Origin of the sequence: Paenibacillus sp. PvP094, assembly GCF_040546835.1 — a bacterium.
Classification (GTDB): Bacteria; Bacillota; Bacilli; order Paenibacillales; family Paenibacillaceae; genus Paenibacillus; species Paenibacillus illinoisensis.
In genome coordinates this window covers 4,307,599-4,325,389 of record NZ_JBEPOM010000001.1, presented here as the reverse complement: position 1 = coordinate 4,325,389, position 17,791 = coordinate 4,307,599, and the positions used below count along the sequence as shown (strand labels likewise).

Annotated in this window: 21 protein-coding genes; 2 read left to right on the top strand and 19 right to left on the bottom strand. The window is 47.4% G+C overall.

Translation table 11 applies throughout. The features are described 5' to 3' along the window. The 10 genes from aroC to mtrB form a co-directional block, all read right to left on the bottom strand. Positions 1 to 1,170: a chorismate synthase gene (gene aroC / locus ABIC22_RS19935; protein WP_354483283.1), complete on the bottom strand. Its 1,170-nt coding sequence runs from the start codon at positions 1,168 to 1,170 to the stop codon at positions 1 to 3. A gap of 250 nt (positions 1,171 to 1,420) precedes the next feature. Further along, positions 1,421 to 2,212: a CheR family methyltransferase gene (locus ABIC22_RS19930; RefSeq protein WP_127540277.1), complete on the bottom strand. Its 792-nt coding sequence runs from the start codon at positions 2,210 to 2,212 to the stop codon at positions 1,421 to 1,423. Between the two features lie 24 nt (positions 2,213 to 2,236). Further along, on the bottom strand, positions 2,237 to 2,680 hold the full coding sequence (ndk, locus tag ABIC22_RS19925; RefSeq protein ID WP_354483281.1) for a nucleoside-diphosphate kinase: 444 nt from the start codon (positions 2,678 to 2,680) through the stop codon (positions 2,237 to 2,239). 157 nt (positions 2,681 to 2,837) lie between these two features. Further along, a complete protein-coding gene (locus ABIC22_RS19920) occupies positions 2,838 to 3,812 on the bottom strand; it encodes a polyprenyl synthetase family protein (protein ID WP_127540273.1) in 975 nt (324 codons plus the stop codon). Between the two features lie 330 nt (positions 3,813 to 4,142). Next, positions 4,143 to 4,760: a UbiX family flavin prenyltransferase gene (locus tag ABIC22_RS19915; RefSeq protein WP_154895609.1), complete on the bottom strand. Its 618-nt coding sequence runs from the start codon at positions 4,758 to 4,760 to the stop codon at positions 4,143 to 4,145. 2 nt (positions 4,761 to 4,762) lie between these two features. Continuing rightward, positions 4,763 to 5,629 carry a UbiA-like polyprenyltransferase gene (locus tag ABIC22_RS19910; RefSeq protein ID WP_354483278.1) on the bottom strand — a complete coding sequence of 289 codons (867 nt, stop codon included), beginning with the start codon at positions 5,627 to 5,629 and terminating at the stop codon, positions 4,763 to 4,765. Continuing rightward, the gene (locus ABIC22_RS19905) at positions 5,622 to 6,350 is read right to left on the bottom strand and encodes a demethylmenaquinone methyltransferase (RefSeq protein WP_095292874.1); all 729 of its coding nucleotides are present in this window, start codon (positions 6,348 to 6,350) and stop codon (positions 5,622 to 5,624) included. Before ABIC22_RS19905 ends, ABIC22_RS19910 begins: the two co-directional genes overlap by 8 nt. Before the next feature lie 11 nt (positions 6,351 to 6,361). After that, complete coding sequence (locus tag ABIC22_RS19900) at positions 6,362 to 7,225, bottom strand: heptaprenyl diphosphate synthase component 1 (RefSeq protein WP_354483276.1); 864 nt, start codon at positions 7,223 to 7,225, stop codon at positions 6,362 to 6,364. 101 nt (positions 7,226 to 7,326) lie between these two features. Continuing rightward, positions 7,327 to 7,878, bottom strand: a complete 552-nt coding sequence (locus ABIC22_RS19895; RefSeq protein WP_153979189.1) for a hypothetical protein — start codon at positions 7,876 to 7,878, stop codon at positions 7,327 to 7,329. A 204-nt stretch (positions 7,879 to 8,082) separates the two neighbouring features. Beyond that, entirely contained in the window at positions 8,083 to 8,304 is a 222-nt protein-coding gene (gene mtrB, locus ABIC22_RS19890) for a trp RNA-binding attenuation protein MtrB (RefSeq protein WP_095292880.1), read from the bottom strand. A 149-nt stretch (positions 8,305 to 8,453) separates the two neighbouring features. On the opposite strand from mtrB, the gene ABIC22_RS19885 reads away from it, so the two are divergent. Continuing rightward, positions 8,454 to 8,615: a hypothetical protein gene (locus ABIC22_RS19885; RefSeq protein ID WP_164764346.1), complete on the top strand. Its 162-nt coding sequence runs from the start codon at positions 8,454 to 8,456 to the stop codon at positions 8,613 to 8,615. A gap of 66 nt (positions 8,616 to 8,681) precedes the next feature. Here the strand turns inward: ABIC22_RS19885 and ABIC22_RS19880 are convergent, their stop codons facing one another. The 5 genes from ABIC22_RS19880 to spoIVA all read right to left on the bottom strand — a co-directional run bounded on the left by ABIC22_RS19880 (position 8,682) and on the right by spoIVA (position 14,582). Continuing rightward, a complete protein-coding gene (locus ABIC22_RS19880) occupies positions 8,682 to 8,954 on the bottom strand; it encodes an HU family DNA-binding protein (protein WP_024630670.1) in 273 nt (90 codons plus the stop codon). Between the two features lie 218 nt (positions 8,955 to 9,172). Continuing rightward, positions 9,173 to 10,159, bottom strand: a complete 987-nt coding sequence (locus ABIC22_RS19875; protein WP_095292881.1) for an ABC transporter permease — start codon at positions 10,157 to 10,159, stop codon at positions 9,173 to 9,175. Beyond that, complete coding sequence (locus ABIC22_RS19870) at positions 10,156 to 11,673, bottom strand: sugar ABC transporter ATP-binding protein (RefSeq protein ID WP_354483274.1); 1,518 nt, start codon at positions 11,671 to 11,673, stop codon at positions 10,156 to 10,158. Before ABIC22_RS19870 ends, ABIC22_RS19875 begins: the two co-directional genes overlap by 4 nt. 112 nt (positions 11,674 to 11,785) lie before the next feature. Further along, on the bottom strand, positions 11,786 to 12,883 hold the full coding sequence (locus ABIC22_RS19865) for a sugar ABC transporter substrate-binding protein (RefSeq protein ID WP_095292884.1): 1,098 nt from the start codon (positions 12,881 to 12,883) through the stop codon (positions 11,786 to 11,788). 220 nt (positions 12,884 to 13,103) lie between these two features. Further along, a complete protein-coding gene (spoIVA, locus tag ABIC22_RS19860; RefSeq protein WP_127540262.1) occupies positions 13,104 to 14,582 on the bottom strand; it encodes a stage IV sporulation protein A in 1,479 nt (492 codons plus the stop codon). Positions 14,583 to 15,042: 460 nt separating this feature from the next. Between spoIVA and ABIC22_RS19855 the strand changes: the two genes are divergently transcribed. Then, positions 15,043 to 15,432 carry a tautomerase family protein gene (locus ABIC22_RS19855; RefSeq protein ID WP_354483272.1) on the top strand — a complete coding sequence of 130 codons (390 nt, stop codon included), beginning with the start codon at positions 15,043 to 15,045 and terminating at the stop codon, positions 15,430 to 15,432. Positions 15,433 to 15,539: 107 nt separating this feature from the next. On the opposite strand, the gene ABIC22_RS19850 is transcribed toward ABIC22_RS19855, so the two are convergent. The 4 genes from ABIC22_RS19850 to ABIC22_RS19835 all read right to left on the bottom strand — a co-directional run bounded on the left by ABIC22_RS19850 (position 15,540) and on the right by ABIC22_RS19835 (position 17,639). Further along, positions 15,540 to 16,316, bottom strand: coding sequence for a hypothetical protein (locus tag ABIC22_RS19850; RefSeq protein WP_354483270.1), 777 nt, complete (start codon positions 16,314 to 16,316; stop codon positions 15,540 to 15,542). A 70-nt stretch (positions 16,317 to 16,386) separates the two neighbouring features. After that, positions 16,387 to 16,740 carry a 2Fe-2S iron-sulfur cluster-binding protein gene (locus tag ABIC22_RS19845; RefSeq protein ID WP_354483268.1) on the bottom strand — a complete coding sequence of 118 codons (354 nt, stop codon included), beginning with the start codon at positions 16,738 to 16,740 and terminating at the stop codon, positions 16,387 to 16,389. Between the two features lie 16 nt (positions 16,741 to 16,756). After that, a complete protein-coding gene (locus ABIC22_RS19840; protein ID WP_246058561.1) occupies positions 16,757 to 17,383 on the bottom strand; it encodes a hypothetical protein in 627 nt (208 codons plus the stop codon). Positions 17,384 to 17,459: 76 nt separating this feature from the next. Next, positions 17,460 to 17,639, bottom strand: a complete 180-nt coding sequence (locus tag ABIC22_RS19835) for a DUF2768 family protein (protein WP_095292896.1) — start codon at positions 17,637 to 17,639, stop codon at positions 17,460 to 17,462. Positions 17,640 to 17,791: the final 152 nt, after the last annotated feature.

Here is a 17,791-nt window from a genome sequence, read left to right as displayed (position 1 = left end):
TTAGTAGCTCTCCAATTGAACGTTATAGTTGTTGTAGTTCGCGCGAATTTCCTCCATGGAATCCCCACCGAACTTCTCAAGGAATGCCTTGGCAATCTCCCATGCCACCACATGTTCCATGACTACGCTTGCTGCTGGAACGGCACAAGCATCTGACCGTTCGACTTGGGCAGTGAAGGCTTCTTTGGTATCAATATCAACACTTTGAAGTGGTTTGTAGAGTGTCGGAATAGGTTTCATAACCCCACGAACCACGACCGGCATTCCGTTGGTCATGCCGCCTTCAAATCCACCCAAACGATTGGTTGCCCGGTGGTAACCACGTTCCTCCGTGTGAAGAATTTCATCATGTACCTGGGAGCCACGAATCGTTCCTGCTTCGAATCCGATACCGATTTCCACACCTTTAAAGGCATTAATGGACATGACACCTTGAGCAATCCGTGCATCCAGTTTGCGATCATACTGCACATGGCTTCCGAGACCGACAGGCACACCTTCAACAATGCATTCCACGATTCCTCCGATGGAGTCACCTTCCTGCTTGATCTGATCAATGTAGGCTTCCATCTTCTTCTCCGTCTCTGCATCCGTTACTCGAACCGAGGAAGCTTCGGTTACTTCAATCAGCTCATCAATAGGCAGGTCTTGGTAAGGTGCCTCGATCTCTCCGATACGCAGTACTCGCCCCGCTACCTTAATACCAAACTCAGCCAGGAATTGACGGGCAATCGCTCCACAAGCTACACGTACCGTTGTTTCACGTGCACTGGAGCGCTCTAGAACGTTGCGCAGATCTTTCAGATTATATTTGAGTCCGCCGTTCAGATCCGCATGTCCAGGACGAGGACGATGAACGCGGCGTTTCTCTTCATCACTGCCTTCAATAGGCTCAATATTCATAATGTTCTGCCAGTGTTTCCAGTCATTATTTTGAACGACCAAAGCTACCGGAGCTCCAGTTGTATATCCGTGACGGATGCCACCCACAAAATTGGCCTGATCTTTCTCAATCTGCATCCGGCGTCCACGACCATATCCTTTTTGTCTACGGTGGAGCTGGAAGTTCAGTTCCTCAAAATCAATATTCAGATTGCTTGGCAATCCTTCGATAATCGCGGTCAATTGGGGTCCGTGCGTTTCCCCTGCGGTTAAATAACGTAAACTCATAATACGTTCCCCCTTTAAACTGTTAAACTGCACATTGCTAAAATCCCATAATTTCTTTGCTCATTATAGTATAGCTGACCCGCTTTGACAAGAAAGCCCGTCGTTTCCTGCCCAAAAACAAAATTCTGGTCAGCTTGTCCTGGCACAATTCGGAGCTGAAATTACACTCATTTTTACCCGGAAATACAAATAACCGTCTGGACACATGTTCGTGTGTAATCCAGACGGTCATCCAATCCGTTAACTTTATTTATTTTTTGCGATAGAAGAACGTTTCCGCTGTCTCCAGACCGTATTGTCCAGGGGAGAAGATCTGTTCTGTGCTGCCTACGAATAAAATGCCGCCTGGCCGTAAACTTGCTGCAAATTTATGATACAACAGATTTTTGGCTTCCTCGGTAAAATAGATCATTACATTCCGGCACACAATCAGATCAAACCCATCATCAAACGGGTCCAGCAGCAGATTCTGCTTCATAAACTTGATTGAGCTTTTGAGCTTGTCATCGATTCGATAAACCAACCCGTCCTGTTTAAAATAACGACTGGCTGTCTCTTTGGGGACATCCTTGAGCGAACGCTCCATATAACGCCCTTCCTTGGCTTTGGCCAGTGCGCCTTCGTCCAGATCACTCGCCGTAATGGAACTGTCCTTAAGAATGCCCATCGTATCCAAAATCATGGCAAGTGTATAGGGCTCTTCGCCAGTTGAACAAGCTGCACTCCATACCTTTACACGGCGCTTTGGACCAATCAATTCAGGAAGGATCTCGTCACGGAGCACTTCCCAGCGATTAGGATTTCGCCAAAATTCCGAAACGTTAATCGTCATCCGATCGAGAAATTCGTAAAACAGCGACTTATCCTTCTGCATGGCATCAAAAAAATTAGAAAATGTATGAAACCCGTTTTTGTTTCGAAGTGTGGTCAGCCGTCTTTTCATCTGGCCTTCCTTGTATTGAGCAAGATCAATGCCTGTGCTCTCTTTGATTTTCCGAATAAAACCGGCATAATCCGGGTCTAGTTGTTCCTGCTCCAGCATCGTATCACCCTTCTGGCTAATAAATTACAACCAGGCTGCGATGCTCTTGTCGTACGTCACCAATTCATCTGAAGTAAAGAAGTTTGCTGCTTCACGAGTGGCAGACTCCGGGGAATCAGCTCCATGAATCAGGTTATGCGGTGTGTGGCTCGCAAAGTCTCCGCGGATCGTACCGGGAGCCGCTTCCTTTACATTGGTTTTGCCGATAACGATCCGCGCAAGTGCCACAATGTCATCACCTTCCCAGACCATCGCAAATACAGGCCCGGATGTGATAAACTGCACCAGATCATCAAAAAACGGCTTTCCTTCATGTTCCGCATAATGGCGCTTTGCCTGCTCCTCTGTCATCTGAACCAGTTTCCCAGCCACCATTTTAAACCCCTTGTCTTCCAGACGGCTAACGATACGCCCAATCAAACCACGCTGCACACCATCCGGCTTTACCATCAAAAATGTACGATCCATACGCTCACTCCTCACTCACGGTTCAAAGTTAGTTCATTATGTAGACGCAATCACTTTGATTGTAACATACATGTCCAATTCCTCCCAATGAGGAATCTCACATCTATGTCTTTGGAGTAAACCGGAGCAATAAGCAGCATGATCATATCACTGCACTTTAATGAGTCCGCTTGACAACAAAATGTGCAATATCGCGCAAATTTTTGCTTGTCTTGATATTAGGCAGCTGTTCCAGAGCATCGAGCGCTTTCTTCATATATCGGTCAGCCAGTGCTTCAGCTTTAGCGATTCCTTGACTTTGGCGAATCATTCCAATCGCATCCGAGGCACTTGCCCGTCCATCTTCACGCTGAACACGCGAAATCTCGTTAAGCAGCGGCTCACGAAGATCACGTTCCTGTAGAGCGTATAGAACTGGGAGCGTGATATTGCCCTGTTTCATATCACTACCTGGAGGCTTGCCCAGCTGTTTCTCTGTTCCCACCAGATCAAGTACATCATCCTGAATCTGGAAGGCCATGCCCACATTATATCCGTAAGTATACAGGAGCGAAGAAACATGTTTTGGTGCACGTGTAGCCAGAGCTCCAAGCTGGCAGCTGACTGCAATGAGCAGCGCCGTTTTGCGACGGATCCGCAGCAAGTAATTGCGAACACTCTGTCCTGTATTGAAAAAGTCACGAATCTGCTCCATCTCACCGATAGACATCTGCACCATGGCCTTCGCCAGAATACGATGGATGTCCGGATCGGACAGGCCAGCTGTCATCTGAAGTGCTTTTCCATAGATATAATCCCCGGTGTACATGGCAATCCGGTTATCCCATTTGGACTTTACCGTTGGTTTGCCTCTCCGTGTCTCCGCATTATCAATAACATCGTCATGTACCAGCGAAGCGGAATGAATCAATTCCAGCGGTACCGCAATCAACTTCAGGCGTTCAATGTCATATGTACCATATTTACCGCCGAGCAGTACAAATACTGGACGCAGACGCTTCCCGCCTGCTTTGAGCAGATGTAGTGAAGTTTCACTTAGCAGTTTCTGGTCTCCCTGCACACTGCGATACAATTCTTTTTCAATGTAATCCATGTCTTTTTTTAACAACCCGAAAATATCCAATAGTTTCATTCGTTCACCCGTGTCAGCGTATTATCAGTCCAAAAATCCATGCTTACCTTCCCCTCCAGCAAGTCGGGCCTGCAGGCATAACGAAAAACCAGGGCTTGCCGTTCCTGCTTGTGTTCTACTAAGTCGTACTTACTTCATCGAATGTCATGGCTGACATCCGGGAATTAAACTCTTCGACTTGTTCTGAAACAAATCCAGAAGTTGCCGGAGCATGGGTCAAGGCTGTGGTTTCACAGAAACTCTACCATCAGCGCTCACCAATACCCCGGGATACCGGGGCGAGCAGGTCATATCCTGCTTATTAAGTTCAAACAGTTATAGAAAAAACGGCTAGCCCCGTTGATCCGGTTCTCCCCATCTTGCGAACAGTTGATGCTGAATGCGCAAACTATCCAGCACTTTACCTACCAAAAACAAAATCAACTCTTCCATCGTCTGAGGTTTGTGATAAAAAGCCGGCATGGCCGGAATCATTCGAACACCCAAGCGAGAGAGCTTGAGCATATTCTCCAGATGGATCGCATGCAGCGGAGTCTCCCGTGGCACCAGAATTAGCGGCCTTGCCTCCTTCATCATGACATCCGCAGCACGAGACATCAGATTGTCTGATGACCCCTGTGCGATGGAGGAAAGTGTGCCCATGGAGCATGGCATGATGATCATGCCATCAGCCAGGTAAGATCCGCTTGCGATCGAAGCCCCTATATCACTAACGGGATGATAGATCAGCGAACCGCCGAGGCCGCCGAATTTCTCTTCCAGCACACCTTCACGATTCGTGACATCCCAATCCATTTCTTCTTTTAAAACCCGCCAGCCGGCATTAGAAATCACCAGATGAACAGTGAAATCCAGGCCGAGCAGCGTTTCAATAAGTCTTATGCCATAAATACTTCCGCTGGCTCCGGTAATTCCGACAACAAGTCGTTTATTGTCCAGCTGCTGCATGTTTATTTCACCGCCAGGTCTATCAAAGTAAAGGTAAATACGACCAGACTCAAAACACTATTCATGGTAAAGAAAGCCGTCTGTACACGACTCATATCGTTAGGCGATACAATATAGTGCTCATAGAAAAGAATACCATATGTAATCAGCATGCCTGCACCATACCACCAGCTCAGATCCGTCATCAACAGAAGCGCCAAAAATCCGATGGCTGTAATAATGTGAAAGAACTTAGCAATATTCAACGATTTAATAAGTCCGAAACGGGAAGGAATGGAATGAAGCCCCTCTTCCTGGTCGAACTCCAGGTCCTGACATGCATAAATAATATCAAAGCCTGCTGTCCAGAACACAATCGTAACGTACAGCACTATGGCTGTCCAATCCATGGACCCCGTAACAGCAACCCAGCCTCCAAGTGGAGCAAGGCCAATAGTCATTCCGAGAACAACATGGCAGAGCCATGTAAATCGTTTGGTGTATGAATACAATACCAGCATAAACACTGCGATTGGAAGTAATTGCATTGATAACACATTAAGATTGGATGAAGCCCAGAATAACAGTACAAACGAGACAATAACAAAGATAACAACCTCGCCATTTTTGAGCAGGCCCGCTGGGATAGCGCGCATAGCCGTCCGCGGATTTTTGCCGTCGATCGCTTGGTCAATCATCCGGTTGAGTCCAAATGCCGCACTGCGTGCACCAACCATGGCCAGCAGCACCCACATAATCTGCATCCAGGTTGGGAACGTTCCGTTCACGACCATAGACCCGAGGATGGCACCCATAAATGCAAAAGGTAAAGCAAAAAGCGTATGTTCAATCTTGATCATTTCTAAAAAGATGCGAATTTTCCTAAACATGCTGATTCTCCTTGGTTCCAATATGCAATGCCGCGATGCCTCCGGTCAGAGGATAGGCCTGCACTTGCTTCAATCCGGTTTCTTCGAAAATGGTAGCCAGTTCCTTCCTTCCCGGAAATAATGCCAATGAATCAGGCAGCCACTTATACTGCTCATAACGTTTGGCGAACAATTTGGCAAGTCTCGGCAGTACTTGTTCAAAATAAAAATAATAAATACCTTTAAACGGTTGCCATGTCGGCTTGGACAATTCCAGGCACACAACCATGCCACCTGGTTTCACTACACGTTTCATCTCCGATAAAACCTGTCTCAGATCAGGAACATTACGAAGGCCAAATCCAATGGTAACATAATCAAATGAATTATCTTCAAAAGGAAGTGACATGGCATTCCCCTGAACAAGCGTAATCTGCTTTTGTCTGTTTACGGCATTAACCTTGTTCTGCCCGACTTCAAGCATGTTGCTGCTAAAGTCCAGTCCATGCATGTGACCTGTTTCACTTGCCTCTGCCATCGCCAGCGTCCAGTCACAGGTACCGCAGCATAGATCTAAGCCTGTATCCCCTTTGGACATGTTCATTTTCTTCATTGTGAATTTGCGCCAGGCTTTGTGCCTGCGGAAACTCAGGATGTCATTCATGACATCATATTTTCCGGCTATACTCTGAAACACCGAATGGACAAACTCTTCTTTTGGTTTCGACTCTGCGCTCCCCATTTGTCTCCCCCTCAATCTTCCCTTACTGCTGCGTGTGAAGGCTCCAGATAACCCAAATAGGTTTCCAAGATGGCATACAGCTCAGCTAATCCCCGCTGGTCTTGTTCTTCCTGCAGCAAAAGCTTTATGCGGTTTGTACTTTCACGAAGCCTGTCCAGCAGAAGCCCATCAATTTGATACTTCACTGCCATGGCCCCACATGCCCGCATATCTGGCTCCGGCTGGCCAATCAGGTTCCGCTCATCGGCTGTACCTTGCTTGTATATATGCCAGAAAGCATAGCTATGGCTGAATTTCTTCGCGTCTTTCATTCGCTGCAGCTCTTCCACAACGGTCTCGCACAAGCTGAATTCGGCAAGAAGACTCTCCCATAGCTTCTGTTCCTTTGATCCAATCATGTCCGCAAAAGAAAGAAACAGCTGCATCTTCAGCTGTACCGTTTCACGCAAGTATTCTTCAGCCGAAACGAGAAGCTTTTTCATCCGATCATACAGCGTCATCTTGCGCACGTTGACTTCCGATACGGCACCGCTGAGCTTACCGATCATCTCAATACGACCCGCATGGGCAAGCAGCTGATAAAAGCGACTGCTCAAATAATCACCAGCAAGAACATTCAACTGGCGTGAGCGCATCTCCTGCTCTTTCCGATCCCCGGAGATCGTATCGATTCGATCATGCGTATCCATGGCCAGCTGGACGAGCGAGGTAGCCAGAGCATACAGCTCATCATGCTCCTTTTCATCTGTACGGCCCACAAACGCCTGCAGCAGACGAGCCCGGCTATCCGGAAACGGTGGTATTTCCGTATGTTGTCGAATCATGTCGTAATCCGTATATTTTTTTGCTAGTTGGGGTACGCGATATGAATTCATTCTCAGCCTCCGAGCCTTTGCATTGTTAAACCATTTCTGCACTACAATCTTATATATTATAGCATATGTTGAACAGACACGCACTGAATCCTGCTATTCTATTACCCTTCGTTCAACAATTCGAATTGCTTCTTCCACAGATCGGTCTCCATGATGTGAAACCATTCTTTTATTTCACCGGATAGGACGGGGCTTTTCCAATTTCGAAGTGCTTCGATTGCATCTGTTGGCCACTCATTTCTTCGTATATCTGCAGCAAGCAGCAGATGCCTTTTGTGCAGCCACTCATCTTCTGCCATGACACGAAGCAGTATTTGCTCTACGTTATCAAGACCGTGAAATCCAAGCTCGGCCACCGTTGCCATATTATCATAGATTTCGGTGTAACTTGTTCCGGTACCTGTCACCTTCAGATCCAGTTTCAAAATGGACTGCTTCCACTCTACTTTTGCAATCGGTGTAGTCAAATGCATGGAGCTCAGCACGTCCACCAAATTCTCGTCAGACAGTTCCAGCTTTTGCTCAGCTGCAGATACCGGCTGTACCCGCTCTCCGCCCAATGTTCGCATATGTAAGGTTTGCACAGCAACCAACAGGAAAACTGCTGCAACCGTTGCCAGCAGCGAAGCCGTCACGATCATCCGCGGTTTCATAAATGCCTCCCTGCCTTTACATGTTAGTGTAGTCTGTCCGGTAAAGGCTCATACCTCATTGTACAATGAAAAAAAGCAGGCTATGCCTGCAATTTTTCGTTCATACCCAAAGTATTGGCTCTACCCCAATCCACTTCGTGAACAGGCAGGAGATTTCCGTAAAACGACGCTTAGCTCTGATGCAACAGACTCTTAACTCGTCTTTTATTCTGATTCTATTTGGCCATGCTTTGTAATCATGGTAGCCTTACCGCGGATTTTGATCGCGGAAGTATGATTCGTAAACTGGGCAATCATAACTTCACCTTTGTCCAGCTTCTCGGTATGATGAAAACGCGTGTCCTGTCCTCGCGTCAAACCGATGACCTGAACTCCGTTTTCCTCTGCCTTAATGACAATGTAATCACTGCCGGTTGGATGATCCATTACGTAGCGTCCCCTCTCCTAATTGTTCAATAGCGTTAATGATGATTAAGATTGATTCATTTGTCAACTGAGTTTTGCTTGTTAAGCTGCAATAATCTATGGGAACCGGGTCATACTACAGGATACATTCCATAGAAAGGAGCCTCTGCATGAAGTACACCCCTGCAACCTTGACAGACGAGCATATTCATCAGCTACAGGACATTGAACAGCACCTTTCGGAATCAGCAGGAGAAGATCTGATATTGATCGCTTACAGCAAGCAACCGGACGACCCTGAGGACACAAAAAACAGCGAGGCACATCGTTAGAAGACAAAAGAAAAGGCCGTGAACGAGTCACGGTCCTTTCTTTGACATATGGAATATGTAGAAATCTTATTTAATTCCGTCTTTGAGCGCTTTACCTGGTTTGAATGCAGGAATTTTGCTCGCAGGAATTTCGATTTCTTCACCTGTTTGCGGGTTACGCCCTTTGCGTGCAGAACGCTCGCGAACTTCGAAGTTCCCAAAACCAACCAATTGTACTTTGTCTCCGCTTTGAAGAGCCTCAGAGATTGCTTCGAATACGGCATCAACCGCTTTCGTTACATCCTTTTTGGACAATTCAGTCGCTTCGGACACGTGTGTAATCAAGTCTGATTTGTTCATTTGTTTTCACCTCCTGAATCAATGTCCTGAATGTTATACTGTGTTTCCGTTTTAAAGCGAAATATACGTTCATACGCAAAAAATCTACGTACATCTTGAGCGTGATGAACACAATTATCCGCCTGCGGTCAACAGTCATTTCCGGCAGAATGCCGCCTGAAACCAAGCGCGTTTCAGACGCGGAACAAATTTTATACTAATACAGACAGCACACAATTTCAAGTGCGGTTGCGGTTTAGCACGTAAAATGTCACCGCCAGGGCAAGCACGAGGACGCCACCTTTTACAATATCATGAGTAAAATACTGAACATTCATCATGGTTAAACCGTTCACCAGTACCCCAATCAGGACTGAACCAATGAAGGTTCCGATAACATTTGGTTTACCCGCACCGAAGACAGAGAACCCTACAAACACAGCTGCTACGGATTCCATTAACAACGGAGATCCTGCATCAATTTGTCCTGATCCCACTTTGGAAGCGTAGATAATGCCCCCTATTGCAGCAAACACGCCAGCAGCCACATAAGCAAGCGTACGCACCTTTTTCACCTTGATTCCGGACAAGCGCGCCGCCTCTTCATTGCCTCCAGTAACGTACATCTGGCGTCCGTATTTCGTATACGTCAAAAAGATATGAACACCAATGACTGCAACGAGAAGGAGGATAACCGATATAGGCATGCCGAGCCATTTCCCCTGACCAATCAGCAAGAACGTAGGATCCATCTCTCCGGCTGCCTTGCTGCCATCAGGAAATTGCATATGATTATAAATGGTATACCCTTGCGCGTACGTTTTGTGAATACCTCCAATGATGTACATGGTCGCCAGCGTGGCGAGCAGATCAGGAATGCGCAGTTTTACAATCAACAAAGCATTCAGGAGGCCAATGACTGCACCGATCACGAGCGGAACAATAATGACAACGGCGAGCGGCTGCTGATACCAGATCATTAACGATGCCGTTACAACGGTCGTCAATGAGACGGTAGCCCCCACCGAGAGATCGAAACCATCCACAATGAGAGATAACGTTACACCGATAGCCACAAAGGTCACGATCGATATCGACCCCAGAATGTCAGTCAGATTACTGTAGGTAAAAAAGTAAGGCAACTTGATGCCAAAAAAAGCAATAACTCCGATAATAACGATAATCGCCCCGTAACGGAACGCAAAATCCATAGATTTGTCCTTCATACCTGCACCTCTTGTCCACCGCTTGCATAGTATAGCAGCTGTTCTTGGTTGGTCTCGCCACGCTTGAATTCTTTTACGATTTTCCCTTCACACATCACTGCAATGCGGTCTCCTATACCGAGCCCCTCGTCCAGCTCACATGTGAAATAGATGACCGCCTTGCCTGCCAAAGCCAGCTCGTTAATGATACGGAAGATGTCACTTTTGGCTCCAATATCCACGCCCTTGGTAGGTTCATCAAATATAAAGACATCAGCGTCCGCATTCAGCCATTTGCCAATAGCTACTTTCTGCTGGTTACCTCCGCTCAGATACTTCACTTCCTGACGTACCGAAGATGTTTTAATGCCAAGCTGTTGAACCAGGGATTCCGCGTTCTCCCGCTCCTTCTTGCGACTCACGAATCCGAATGTACTAAGACGTCCGAGCAAGGGCAGGCTCAAATTTCGTTCCACATTTTCCTGAATGAGAATCCCCTGCTTGCGACGTTCCTCGGGTACGGAAACAATGCCTGAAGCTGCAGCATCCGCCGGCTGAGAGAAGCGAAGCGGTTTATCGTGTAAACGAATATCCCCTTTCTCCAGCTGGTCTGCTCCAATCAGAAGACGGGAGCATTCCGTTTTGCCCGCACCGACCAGGCCGACAACAGCCAGAACCTCACCACGGTGTACAGACAAATCAACCCCCTTCACCTTGATCCCCCGGTGCAGTCCACGTGCTTCAAAGATTACCTCGCCTATAGGTGCTTCCGTCTTCGGAAATTCCTCTTCGAATGGCTTGCCCAGCATTTGTGTTACCAGATCATTGACAGTTAGTCCACGTGCCTCACCCGTAAATACATGCTGCCCGTCTCTCATGATGGTCACTCGATCACAATGCCCAGTCACCTCAGCAAGCCGGTGGGTTATAAAAATGCAAGCTACTCCCCGTTCTTTTAACAGATGAACGATCCGGAAAAAGGCATCGGTTTCTTCCTGGCTCAGCGGAGCAGTCGGTTCATCAAAAATAATCACCTTGGCATCCTGAATCAGGATGCGCGCCAGCAGAATCATCTGTTTCTCTGCAAGGGTAAGGTCCGCTACCTTTTTCTGAACTGCAATGTCTGCTCCCAATTCTTTGAGTGCCTCAAGAGCACGCTGCTGGAGCTTACGCGGGCTTTTCCACCATCCACCAACTGGAGAAGCCAGCTGATCCAGCATAATGTTCTCAGCAGCCGTCAGCTGGGGTACCAGTGCAGCATCGACCTCCTGATAGACACAGTGAATTCCGTTTGCCTTAGCGTCCCCCGGTGAATTTAGACGTAAATGCTGATCATTTAATCGAATCTGGCCCTGATCCAGTTGGTAGGCACCCGACAGAATTTTCATCAAGGTACTTTTGCCTGCTCCATTGGCGCCAAGCAGTGCATGAATCTCTCCACCTTTTACAAAGAAATCAACGTCTTTCAGCGCAGGAACGCCAGCAAACTGCTTATGAATATGTTCCATTTGAAGCAAAATCGGTGCAGTTGTCATGATGTAGACCTCCAATCCCTCCTCCAGGGAGTCGTGCTATCCTTACAATCTGTTGTTTTACATATCTGCCTGCGAAAAAAGCGCACCTTGCGGCGCGCCTACTAACGCTGCTTTATTTAGCAGTGATTCCGTATTCCGCCATCCAATCCTTGATGCCCTGTGTACTTCCTCCCCAACCCTCAACATATTGGGACAATTCGGAAGTAGAGATCTGTGTCTCAGGCAGTGCTTCGCGTTGAACATAAACCGGATTAAGGACCACCTGATCTTCAGTCTCATCGCCGTTCAGTTTCTGATAAGCATAACGTACCTGAACACGTCCAATGTCTGTCGGGTCTACCGCTGCGGAAGCAACCCAAGGATTTTTCGGATCCTGAATCATTTGCAAATCCTCATCACTCATATCGATACCGTAAACTTTAATTTCGTCACGACCGGCTTGCTGGATTGCACGTGCAGCACCTTTGGCAAACTCATCCCATGCAGCCCACACGGCTGTGATTTCGCCTTTCGGATATTGTTTCAGAATCGCTTCCATCTTGGCTTGTGTATCCAGAGCCGGGTTTTGAGCCGAGCCAAATGTGGCAATCTCCTTGATGTCTGTATTCTCCTTCATGAATTCGCCGTAGGCAATCTGGCGACGTTCCATAGGAGCGAATCCGGCCACCCATACTTTCACGATATTCCCCTGGCCGTTAATATCCTTTTTCATTTGTTCCAGTGTAAGTTCCGCCATCTTCTGGTCATCCTGAGACAGTACGGTTGCCCCTGGTACTTGGATAGCTGCATCGAAGACTACTACCGGAATGTTTTGTTCTACTGCTTTTTTCACACCCGGTTCCAGGAGCGAGTCCCCGTGATCCGTCAAGATTGCATCGAACTTCTGGTTAATTGCGCTGTCCAGCAAAGAAACCATTTTGGCTTTATCATTATCAGCAACAAATGTAGTTAGCTCACCGCCGAATTTTTCAATTTCCTCTTTTACGCCTTGTACATACTGCTGTGAGAATGTGCCCGTGTTAAATTCCATGATTAGGGCAATTCGTTTACCACTAAGCGGGCCAGTCACTGCCTCCGTCTTGGGCTTGTCCTCTGATGCTCCGGAAGCTGGAGCTGCTGCCGGTTCTTTTTTGATCCCGCAAGCGGACAGTGCCAATGTAAATACAAGCAGAACACTTAGCCATACCCATTTCGTATCTTTCTTTTTCATCTCTGTCTCCCCCTATTCGTGCACTCTCAGTGACCTTGATCACAATAGTTGAATATTAATATAACGGCTAATCCCTAGTATGTAAATGGGTTTTAACAATTTAAAGCTAAAACTCGCTAAGTTTTTCTTGAAGCATGTAGTATACATCCAGTAATACCGTTTATAGGAAATTAAATCATACAGCAAAAAGACCACAAGGATGGCCTTGTGGTCTTTTGTCTTACAGAATGATGGCAATCAAGCCGCCTGAACCTTCGTTTATGATACGTCCCAATGTCTCCTGCAATTTGTACCTTGCATTGTCCGGCATCATGGCGATCTTGCCCTGAATCCCTTCGCGCACGATGGAATGCAGTGAACGACCAAACATGTCTGAATCCCACACCTTGATTGGGTCGTTCTCGAAGTCCTGCATCAGGTACCTCACCAGTTCCTCACTTTGCTTCTCCGTACCGATAATCGGTGCGAACTCGGACTCGACATCGACCCGGATCATGTGAATGGAAGGTGCAGTTGCTTTCAAACGCACACCGAATTTGGTGCCTTGGCGAATGAGCTCAGGTTCATCCAGTGCCATCTCAGCAAGCGAAGGTGCCGCAATGCCGTATCCGGTCGTTTTGACCATCTCCAAGGCTTCAGCGAAGCGATCATATTCCCGTTTGGCATGAGAGAATTCCTGCATCAGCTGCAGCAGATGATCCTTGCCTCTGATCTCAATGCCGACCACTTCCACGAGGATCTGATCGTATAATTCATCAGGTGCGTACAGATCAATTTCGGCCACACCCTGGCCCATGTTCATGCCGCTGAGTCCTGCGCGGTCAATGAACTCATACTCCATGAACTGGGATACAACCCGGTCCACGTCACGCAGTCTACGAATGTCCTTCACCGTGTCGCGCACGGAATTTTCGTAGTTGTTACGCAGCCAGTGGGTTTCATTCAGGACCATAACCCAGCTCGGCAGATTCACATTCACCTCATGAACAGGGAACTCATACAGGACTTCACGCAGCACGCCTGTCACATCATCTTCCGTCATCGTGGCCGCGCTTAATGTCATTACCGGAATATCATATTTAGCTGCCAATTCGCTTCGCAATTGAAGAGCCTCTTCACTGCGAGGACGGGTAGAGTTGATGATCAGTACGAACGGTTTGCCAACCTCTTTCAGTTCGGCAATGACTCGTTCTTCGGATTCCACGTAGGAACTACGGGCGATCTCGGCAATGGTGCCGTCTGTGGTAACCACCACACCCAATGTGGAATGCTCCTGAATGACTTTTCGCGTGCCAATCTCCGCTGCTTCCTGGAACGGGATCGGCTCTTCGAACCACGGCGTGGAGATCATGCGTGGACCATTTTCATCCTCATAGCCCTTCGCACCCTCCACAGCGTACCCTACACAATCCACCAAACGTACATTAACATCGAGCCCTTCAGCCACTTTGATCTGGACTGCGTTATTCGGTACGAATTTCGGCTCGGTGGTCATAATCGTTTTGCCTGCTGCACTCTGTGGAAGTTCATCCACTGCACGGGCACGATCAGCCTCGCTTGCGATGTTTGGCAGTACGATCGTTTCCATGAATCGTTTAATAAATGTTGATTTCCCCGTCCGGACTGCGCCGACAACCCCGAGATAGATATCCCCTCCGGTCCGCTCAGCTATGTCCTTAAAAATGTCCACTTTCTCCAATGAAATCCCCTCCCTAAATTACTCCGAAGGAAAAATGCTAAAGAGCATCCGCTTCGTTTTTTCAATCAGAAGACTGAAATCCCTGCAACGGTAGAGCCGCCTTTGTGAGTGCCCGGAAGTCGTCCGCCGCCGAACGTTGCATTCTGATGAAACCGGCGAAAGCGGCGTTAACTCGTACATGCAATTGGACTAGTATCATCTTATGTATCCGTATGCAGCAATATGACGCGTTTTTTTGTTTTTTTCTCAGGTCTTCAGCTCCGGGATGTTGCCCCGCTCTCGGACTGCGCGTCATTATTTCAATCTACTTTATGAACACAGGGTCGCATTTATGCTGGTTTCATTCATTTCTATTTGGGGTATCGGACACTTGGAGAGTTAGAGGTATACTGTGAAGGAAACATGGTTTTAGAGCCGAGCTGAGTTAGATTGAAAACGAGATGAGAAAGGTGAGATGAGCATGGCACAGATTAAAGTTTTCGGTATACGTGAGCAGTTAAATCCAATGAAAGAACAGCTTGCTATCGTGATTCATTCCGTTATGATGGATGTGCTGGGACTGCCAGAGAACAAAAAATTCCAACGTTACTTCCCCATGGATGCGGAGAACTTTCAGTACCCGAAAGATCGATCAGCAGCATACACCATTGTTGAAATCAGCATGTTCGAAGGAAGATCTATGGAAACAAAGAAAGATTTAATCCAGCAATTATATAAACAAATACATGAAAAACTCCAGTTGTCTTTCCATGATTTGGAGATTACTATTTTCGAGACACCACGTGCACACTGGGGCATCCGTGGAATGCCCGGCGATGAACTTATGTTGAACTACACCGTTGAGGTCTAACGTATTATCTGATCTGGTTCTCTGAAGCTCCTGAGAACGTAATGCAACAATAAAAAGAGAAGAGATACTCCTTAATAAGGAGTATCTCTTTTTTTGGTGCATTTCATCTATGGTTTTTCTTGTGCCACTGGGGCATTATTCTGCCACGTATAACTAACCGATTTTACAGGAACGAAATGGGAGTGCTCCAGCAAATACTCGCGCACATCATCCCCTTCCACAGGAGAACGATCCGATTTTTCTACCGCCTGCATGATATCGAAGGCATAATCTACGTACACATTGCCTTCATCGTCCATGATAAATGGTAACTCCTGACCGGAATATACACTGTTCAGTGTAACCTCTGGAGCACCTGCCTGAGCAGCTTGTTTCATATCTACAGCATACAGACCGGTATACAATTCCTCCCCGGCAGGCAGTTTGCCGTTATGTACTGATTTATACTGGTTAACCATGCGCTGTACATCATTGACCTTCTGTACCGTCTGCAAGTCCATTACTTTTACAGTGGGTGCTGTCTCTTCATTTTGAATAAGGAAGTAAGCGCTCCCACCACTCTCAAAAGCGGTACCCGGAATCTCGTCCAGATAACCTTGCTGTTTCAGCTTCGGCAGATCCACTCTGAATTTTTCATATTTTGGGGTATCCATATCCGCATTAATCATGGGCAGAATCCCCTGATCCTTCTGAAATGCCTCTACAGCACTCTGTATCCGGTTCACACTCTCCCTGTATGCTATTTTGGGGTCATCGTTACCCTGGGTTGGATACATGCAGCCACTTACTGTAGCAACCATTAAAATGAAGAGAAGGCAGCGGACTCCCTGAATCCCGTACCTCTGCCCTAAACCGATGAAGAGTCTATCTTTGTTTTCGTTCATCCGCATCCTCCTTGAATCTGAAGAGTCCAACGGGAAAACCCAATCCAATTGAGCTCCATTCAGGTTAGTTTCAGAACCAATCGTCATTCTCCTGCTGCTGGCGTTCCAACTGCTTACGTATCGCAGCTTTGAGCGGATCCTCCGGAACATGAACAGACACGGATCCCCTCACCTTGGCCTGACAAGCAAGACGAGTTCCTGCTTCCAGCAGGGTACCCAGTTTCCGTTGTTCAGCATCTGTAGGGGGGTGCAGGGCCTGCAGCTGATCACCATCTACTTTGACCTTGCACATTAGACAAGCGGCTTTTCCATCGCAACGGGTTGGAATCTTCACTCCTGCACGGCGTGCGGCACTGAGCAGGTTCACTCCCGCTTTTAGGCGAATGCTCTTATTTTGCGGTAAAAATGTAATCGTGTGCTCCATCCTCTTGCCTCCCCACCTATGAAGTCCATGTAAAACCAACCAACTCTTCTACCTCAGCGGAGAATCGGCTTGTCCACACATTATGCTTACCCAATGAAGCCAGTAAGGGCTGATGAAGCTGTGGATCCTTCCGGATTGCTTCAGCAATAGCCTCATAACGGTCAGCTCGACCTCTCAGCAGATTAAAAAGCAGCTCATGAGCAAGGGGCATCAATCTTAACGTGTAAGAACCAATTTGAGCCTGAGGCGCATGATGAATCAGCAGTTGTTCAATCTCAACCCGGTACCAGCTCTGCCTGGACCATACTTCAAAGCCACCTACGAGTTCAAGCGCACACTCTCCGACTTGATAATGACTCAGCAATGAAGCGTATGGCCCTGTTCGATCTATCACCGGTTTATCCAGGGCAATTCCTGGGGCAGCATGATGCAGCCCATGTGCAGCAGCCAGATCGGCGTACACATCAATATCTCTTGGAGCCTGCTGCAACTCGACCTGCTGCAGCAGCAGTCCACAGCTCCCCCCAAGAAGCCAAGCATAAGGTACTGTATTCCAGGTTTTTGCCGTTTCCAGCAACGCAGCGTGCAATTCCGGATAGCGCTCTGTAAGGCCCTCTGTTCCATGTGGTCCCAACCGGCTCACCTTCCCTTCATCCGTTTTCATTGTGTCAGTTCTATGGTGTACTTATGCGGATGTTAAGCTGCACGCAAGAATAAGATCAAGTGAGCGATGCAATTCCGCCGAAAAAACCAATCAGCATAATCAGAAACGCGATCAATGACAGAATCCCTCGCACAAAGCCTTTGGTTTTGGCTCTCGCGAAGGTGATCAGGAATACAGACAATCCCATAATCAGAATTGCAACCAATGACAGCCACATCTTGTCCATTGCGCTCATAATCCAGCAGTCTCCCCTTCAATCTGTTATTCATCACTGACACGGTGACAATTGAAATTATTATAACACGAAATTCAGAGGACTTTTCCAAAAAAAAGACAAAAAGAAAGCCAGCCTTAGCTGACTCATCTTTTTGTCTTGCTTGCACACGT

Bases quoted from the DNA above. Each gene is read 5' to 3' on its own strand.
- ABIC22_RS19850 (WP_354483270.1), bottom strand. From the start codon at position 16,316: ATGAACGAAAACAAAGATAGACTCTTCATCGGTTTAGGGCAGAGGTAC.
- ABIC22_RS19915 (WP_154895609.1), bottom strand. From the start codon at position 4,760: ATGCAGCAGCTGGACAATAAACGACTTGTTGTCGGAATTACCGGAGCC.
- ABIC22_RS19880 (WP_024630670.1), bottom strand. From the start codon at position 8,954: ATGAACAAATCAGACTTGATTACACACGTGTCCGAAGCGACTGAATTG.
- ABIC22_RS19895 (WP_153979189.1), bottom strand. From the start codon at position 7,878: ATGAAACCGCGGATGATCGTGACGGCTTCGCTGCTGGCAACGGTTGCA.
- ABIC22_RS19865 (WP_095292884.1), bottom strand. From the start codon at position 12,883: ATGAAAAAGAAAGATACGAAATGGGTATGGCTAAGTGTTCTGCTTGTA.
- ABIC22_RS19910 (WP_354483278.1), bottom strand. From the start codon at position 5,629: ATGTTTAGGAAAATTCGCATCTTTTTAGAAATGATCAAGATTGAACAT.
- ABIC22_RS19920 (WP_127540273.1), bottom strand. From the start codon at position 3,812: ATGAAACTATTGGATATTTTCGGGTTGTTAAAAAAAGACATGGATTAC.
- ABIC22_RS19875 (WP_095292881.1), bottom strand. From the start codon at position 10,159: ATGAAGGACAAATCTATGGATTTTGCGTTCCGTTACGGGGCGATTATC.
- ABIC22_RS19870 (WP_354483274.1), bottom strand. From the start codon at position 11,673: ATGACAACTGCACCGATTTTGCTTCAAATGGAACATATTCATAAGCAG.
- ABIC22_RS19885 (WP_164764346.1), top strand. From the start codon at position 8,454: ATGAAGTACACCCCTGCAACCTTGACAGACGAGCATATTCATCAGCTA.
- ABIC22_RS19905 (WP_095292874.1), bottom strand. From the start codon at position 6,350: ATGGGGAGCGCAGAGTCGAAACCAAAAGAAGAGTTTGTCCATTCGGTG.
- ABIC22_RS19855 (WP_354483272.1), top strand. From the start codon at position 15,043: ATGGCACAGATTAAAGTTTTCGGTATACGTGAGCAGTTAAATCCAATG.
- ndk (WP_354483281.1), bottom strand. From the start codon at position 2,680: ATGGATCGTACATTTTTGATGGTAAAGCCGGATGGTGTGCAGCGTGGT.
- aroC (WP_354483283.1), bottom strand. From the start codon at position 1,170: ATGAGTTTACGTTATTTAACCGCAGGGGAAACGCACGGACCCCAATTG.
- ABIC22_RS19900 (WP_354483276.1), bottom strand. From the start codon at position 7,225: ATGAATTCATATCGCGTACCCCAACTAGCAAAAAAATATACGGATTAC.
- ABIC22_RS19835 (WP_095292896.1), bottom strand. From the start codon at position 17,639: ATGAGCGCAATGGACAAGATGTGGCTGTCATTGGTTGCAATTCTGATT.
- mtrB (WP_095292880.1), bottom strand. From the start codon at position 8,304: ATGGATCATCCAACCGGCAGTGATTACATTGTCATTAAGGCAGAGGAA.
- ABIC22_RS19930 (WP_127540277.1), bottom strand. From the start codon at position 2,212: ATGCTGGAGCAGGAACAACTAGACCCGGATTATGCCGGTTTTATTCGG.
- ABIC22_RS19845 (WP_354483268.1), bottom strand. From the start codon at position 16,740: ATGGAGCACACGATTACATTTTTACCGCAAAATAAGAGCATTCGCCTA.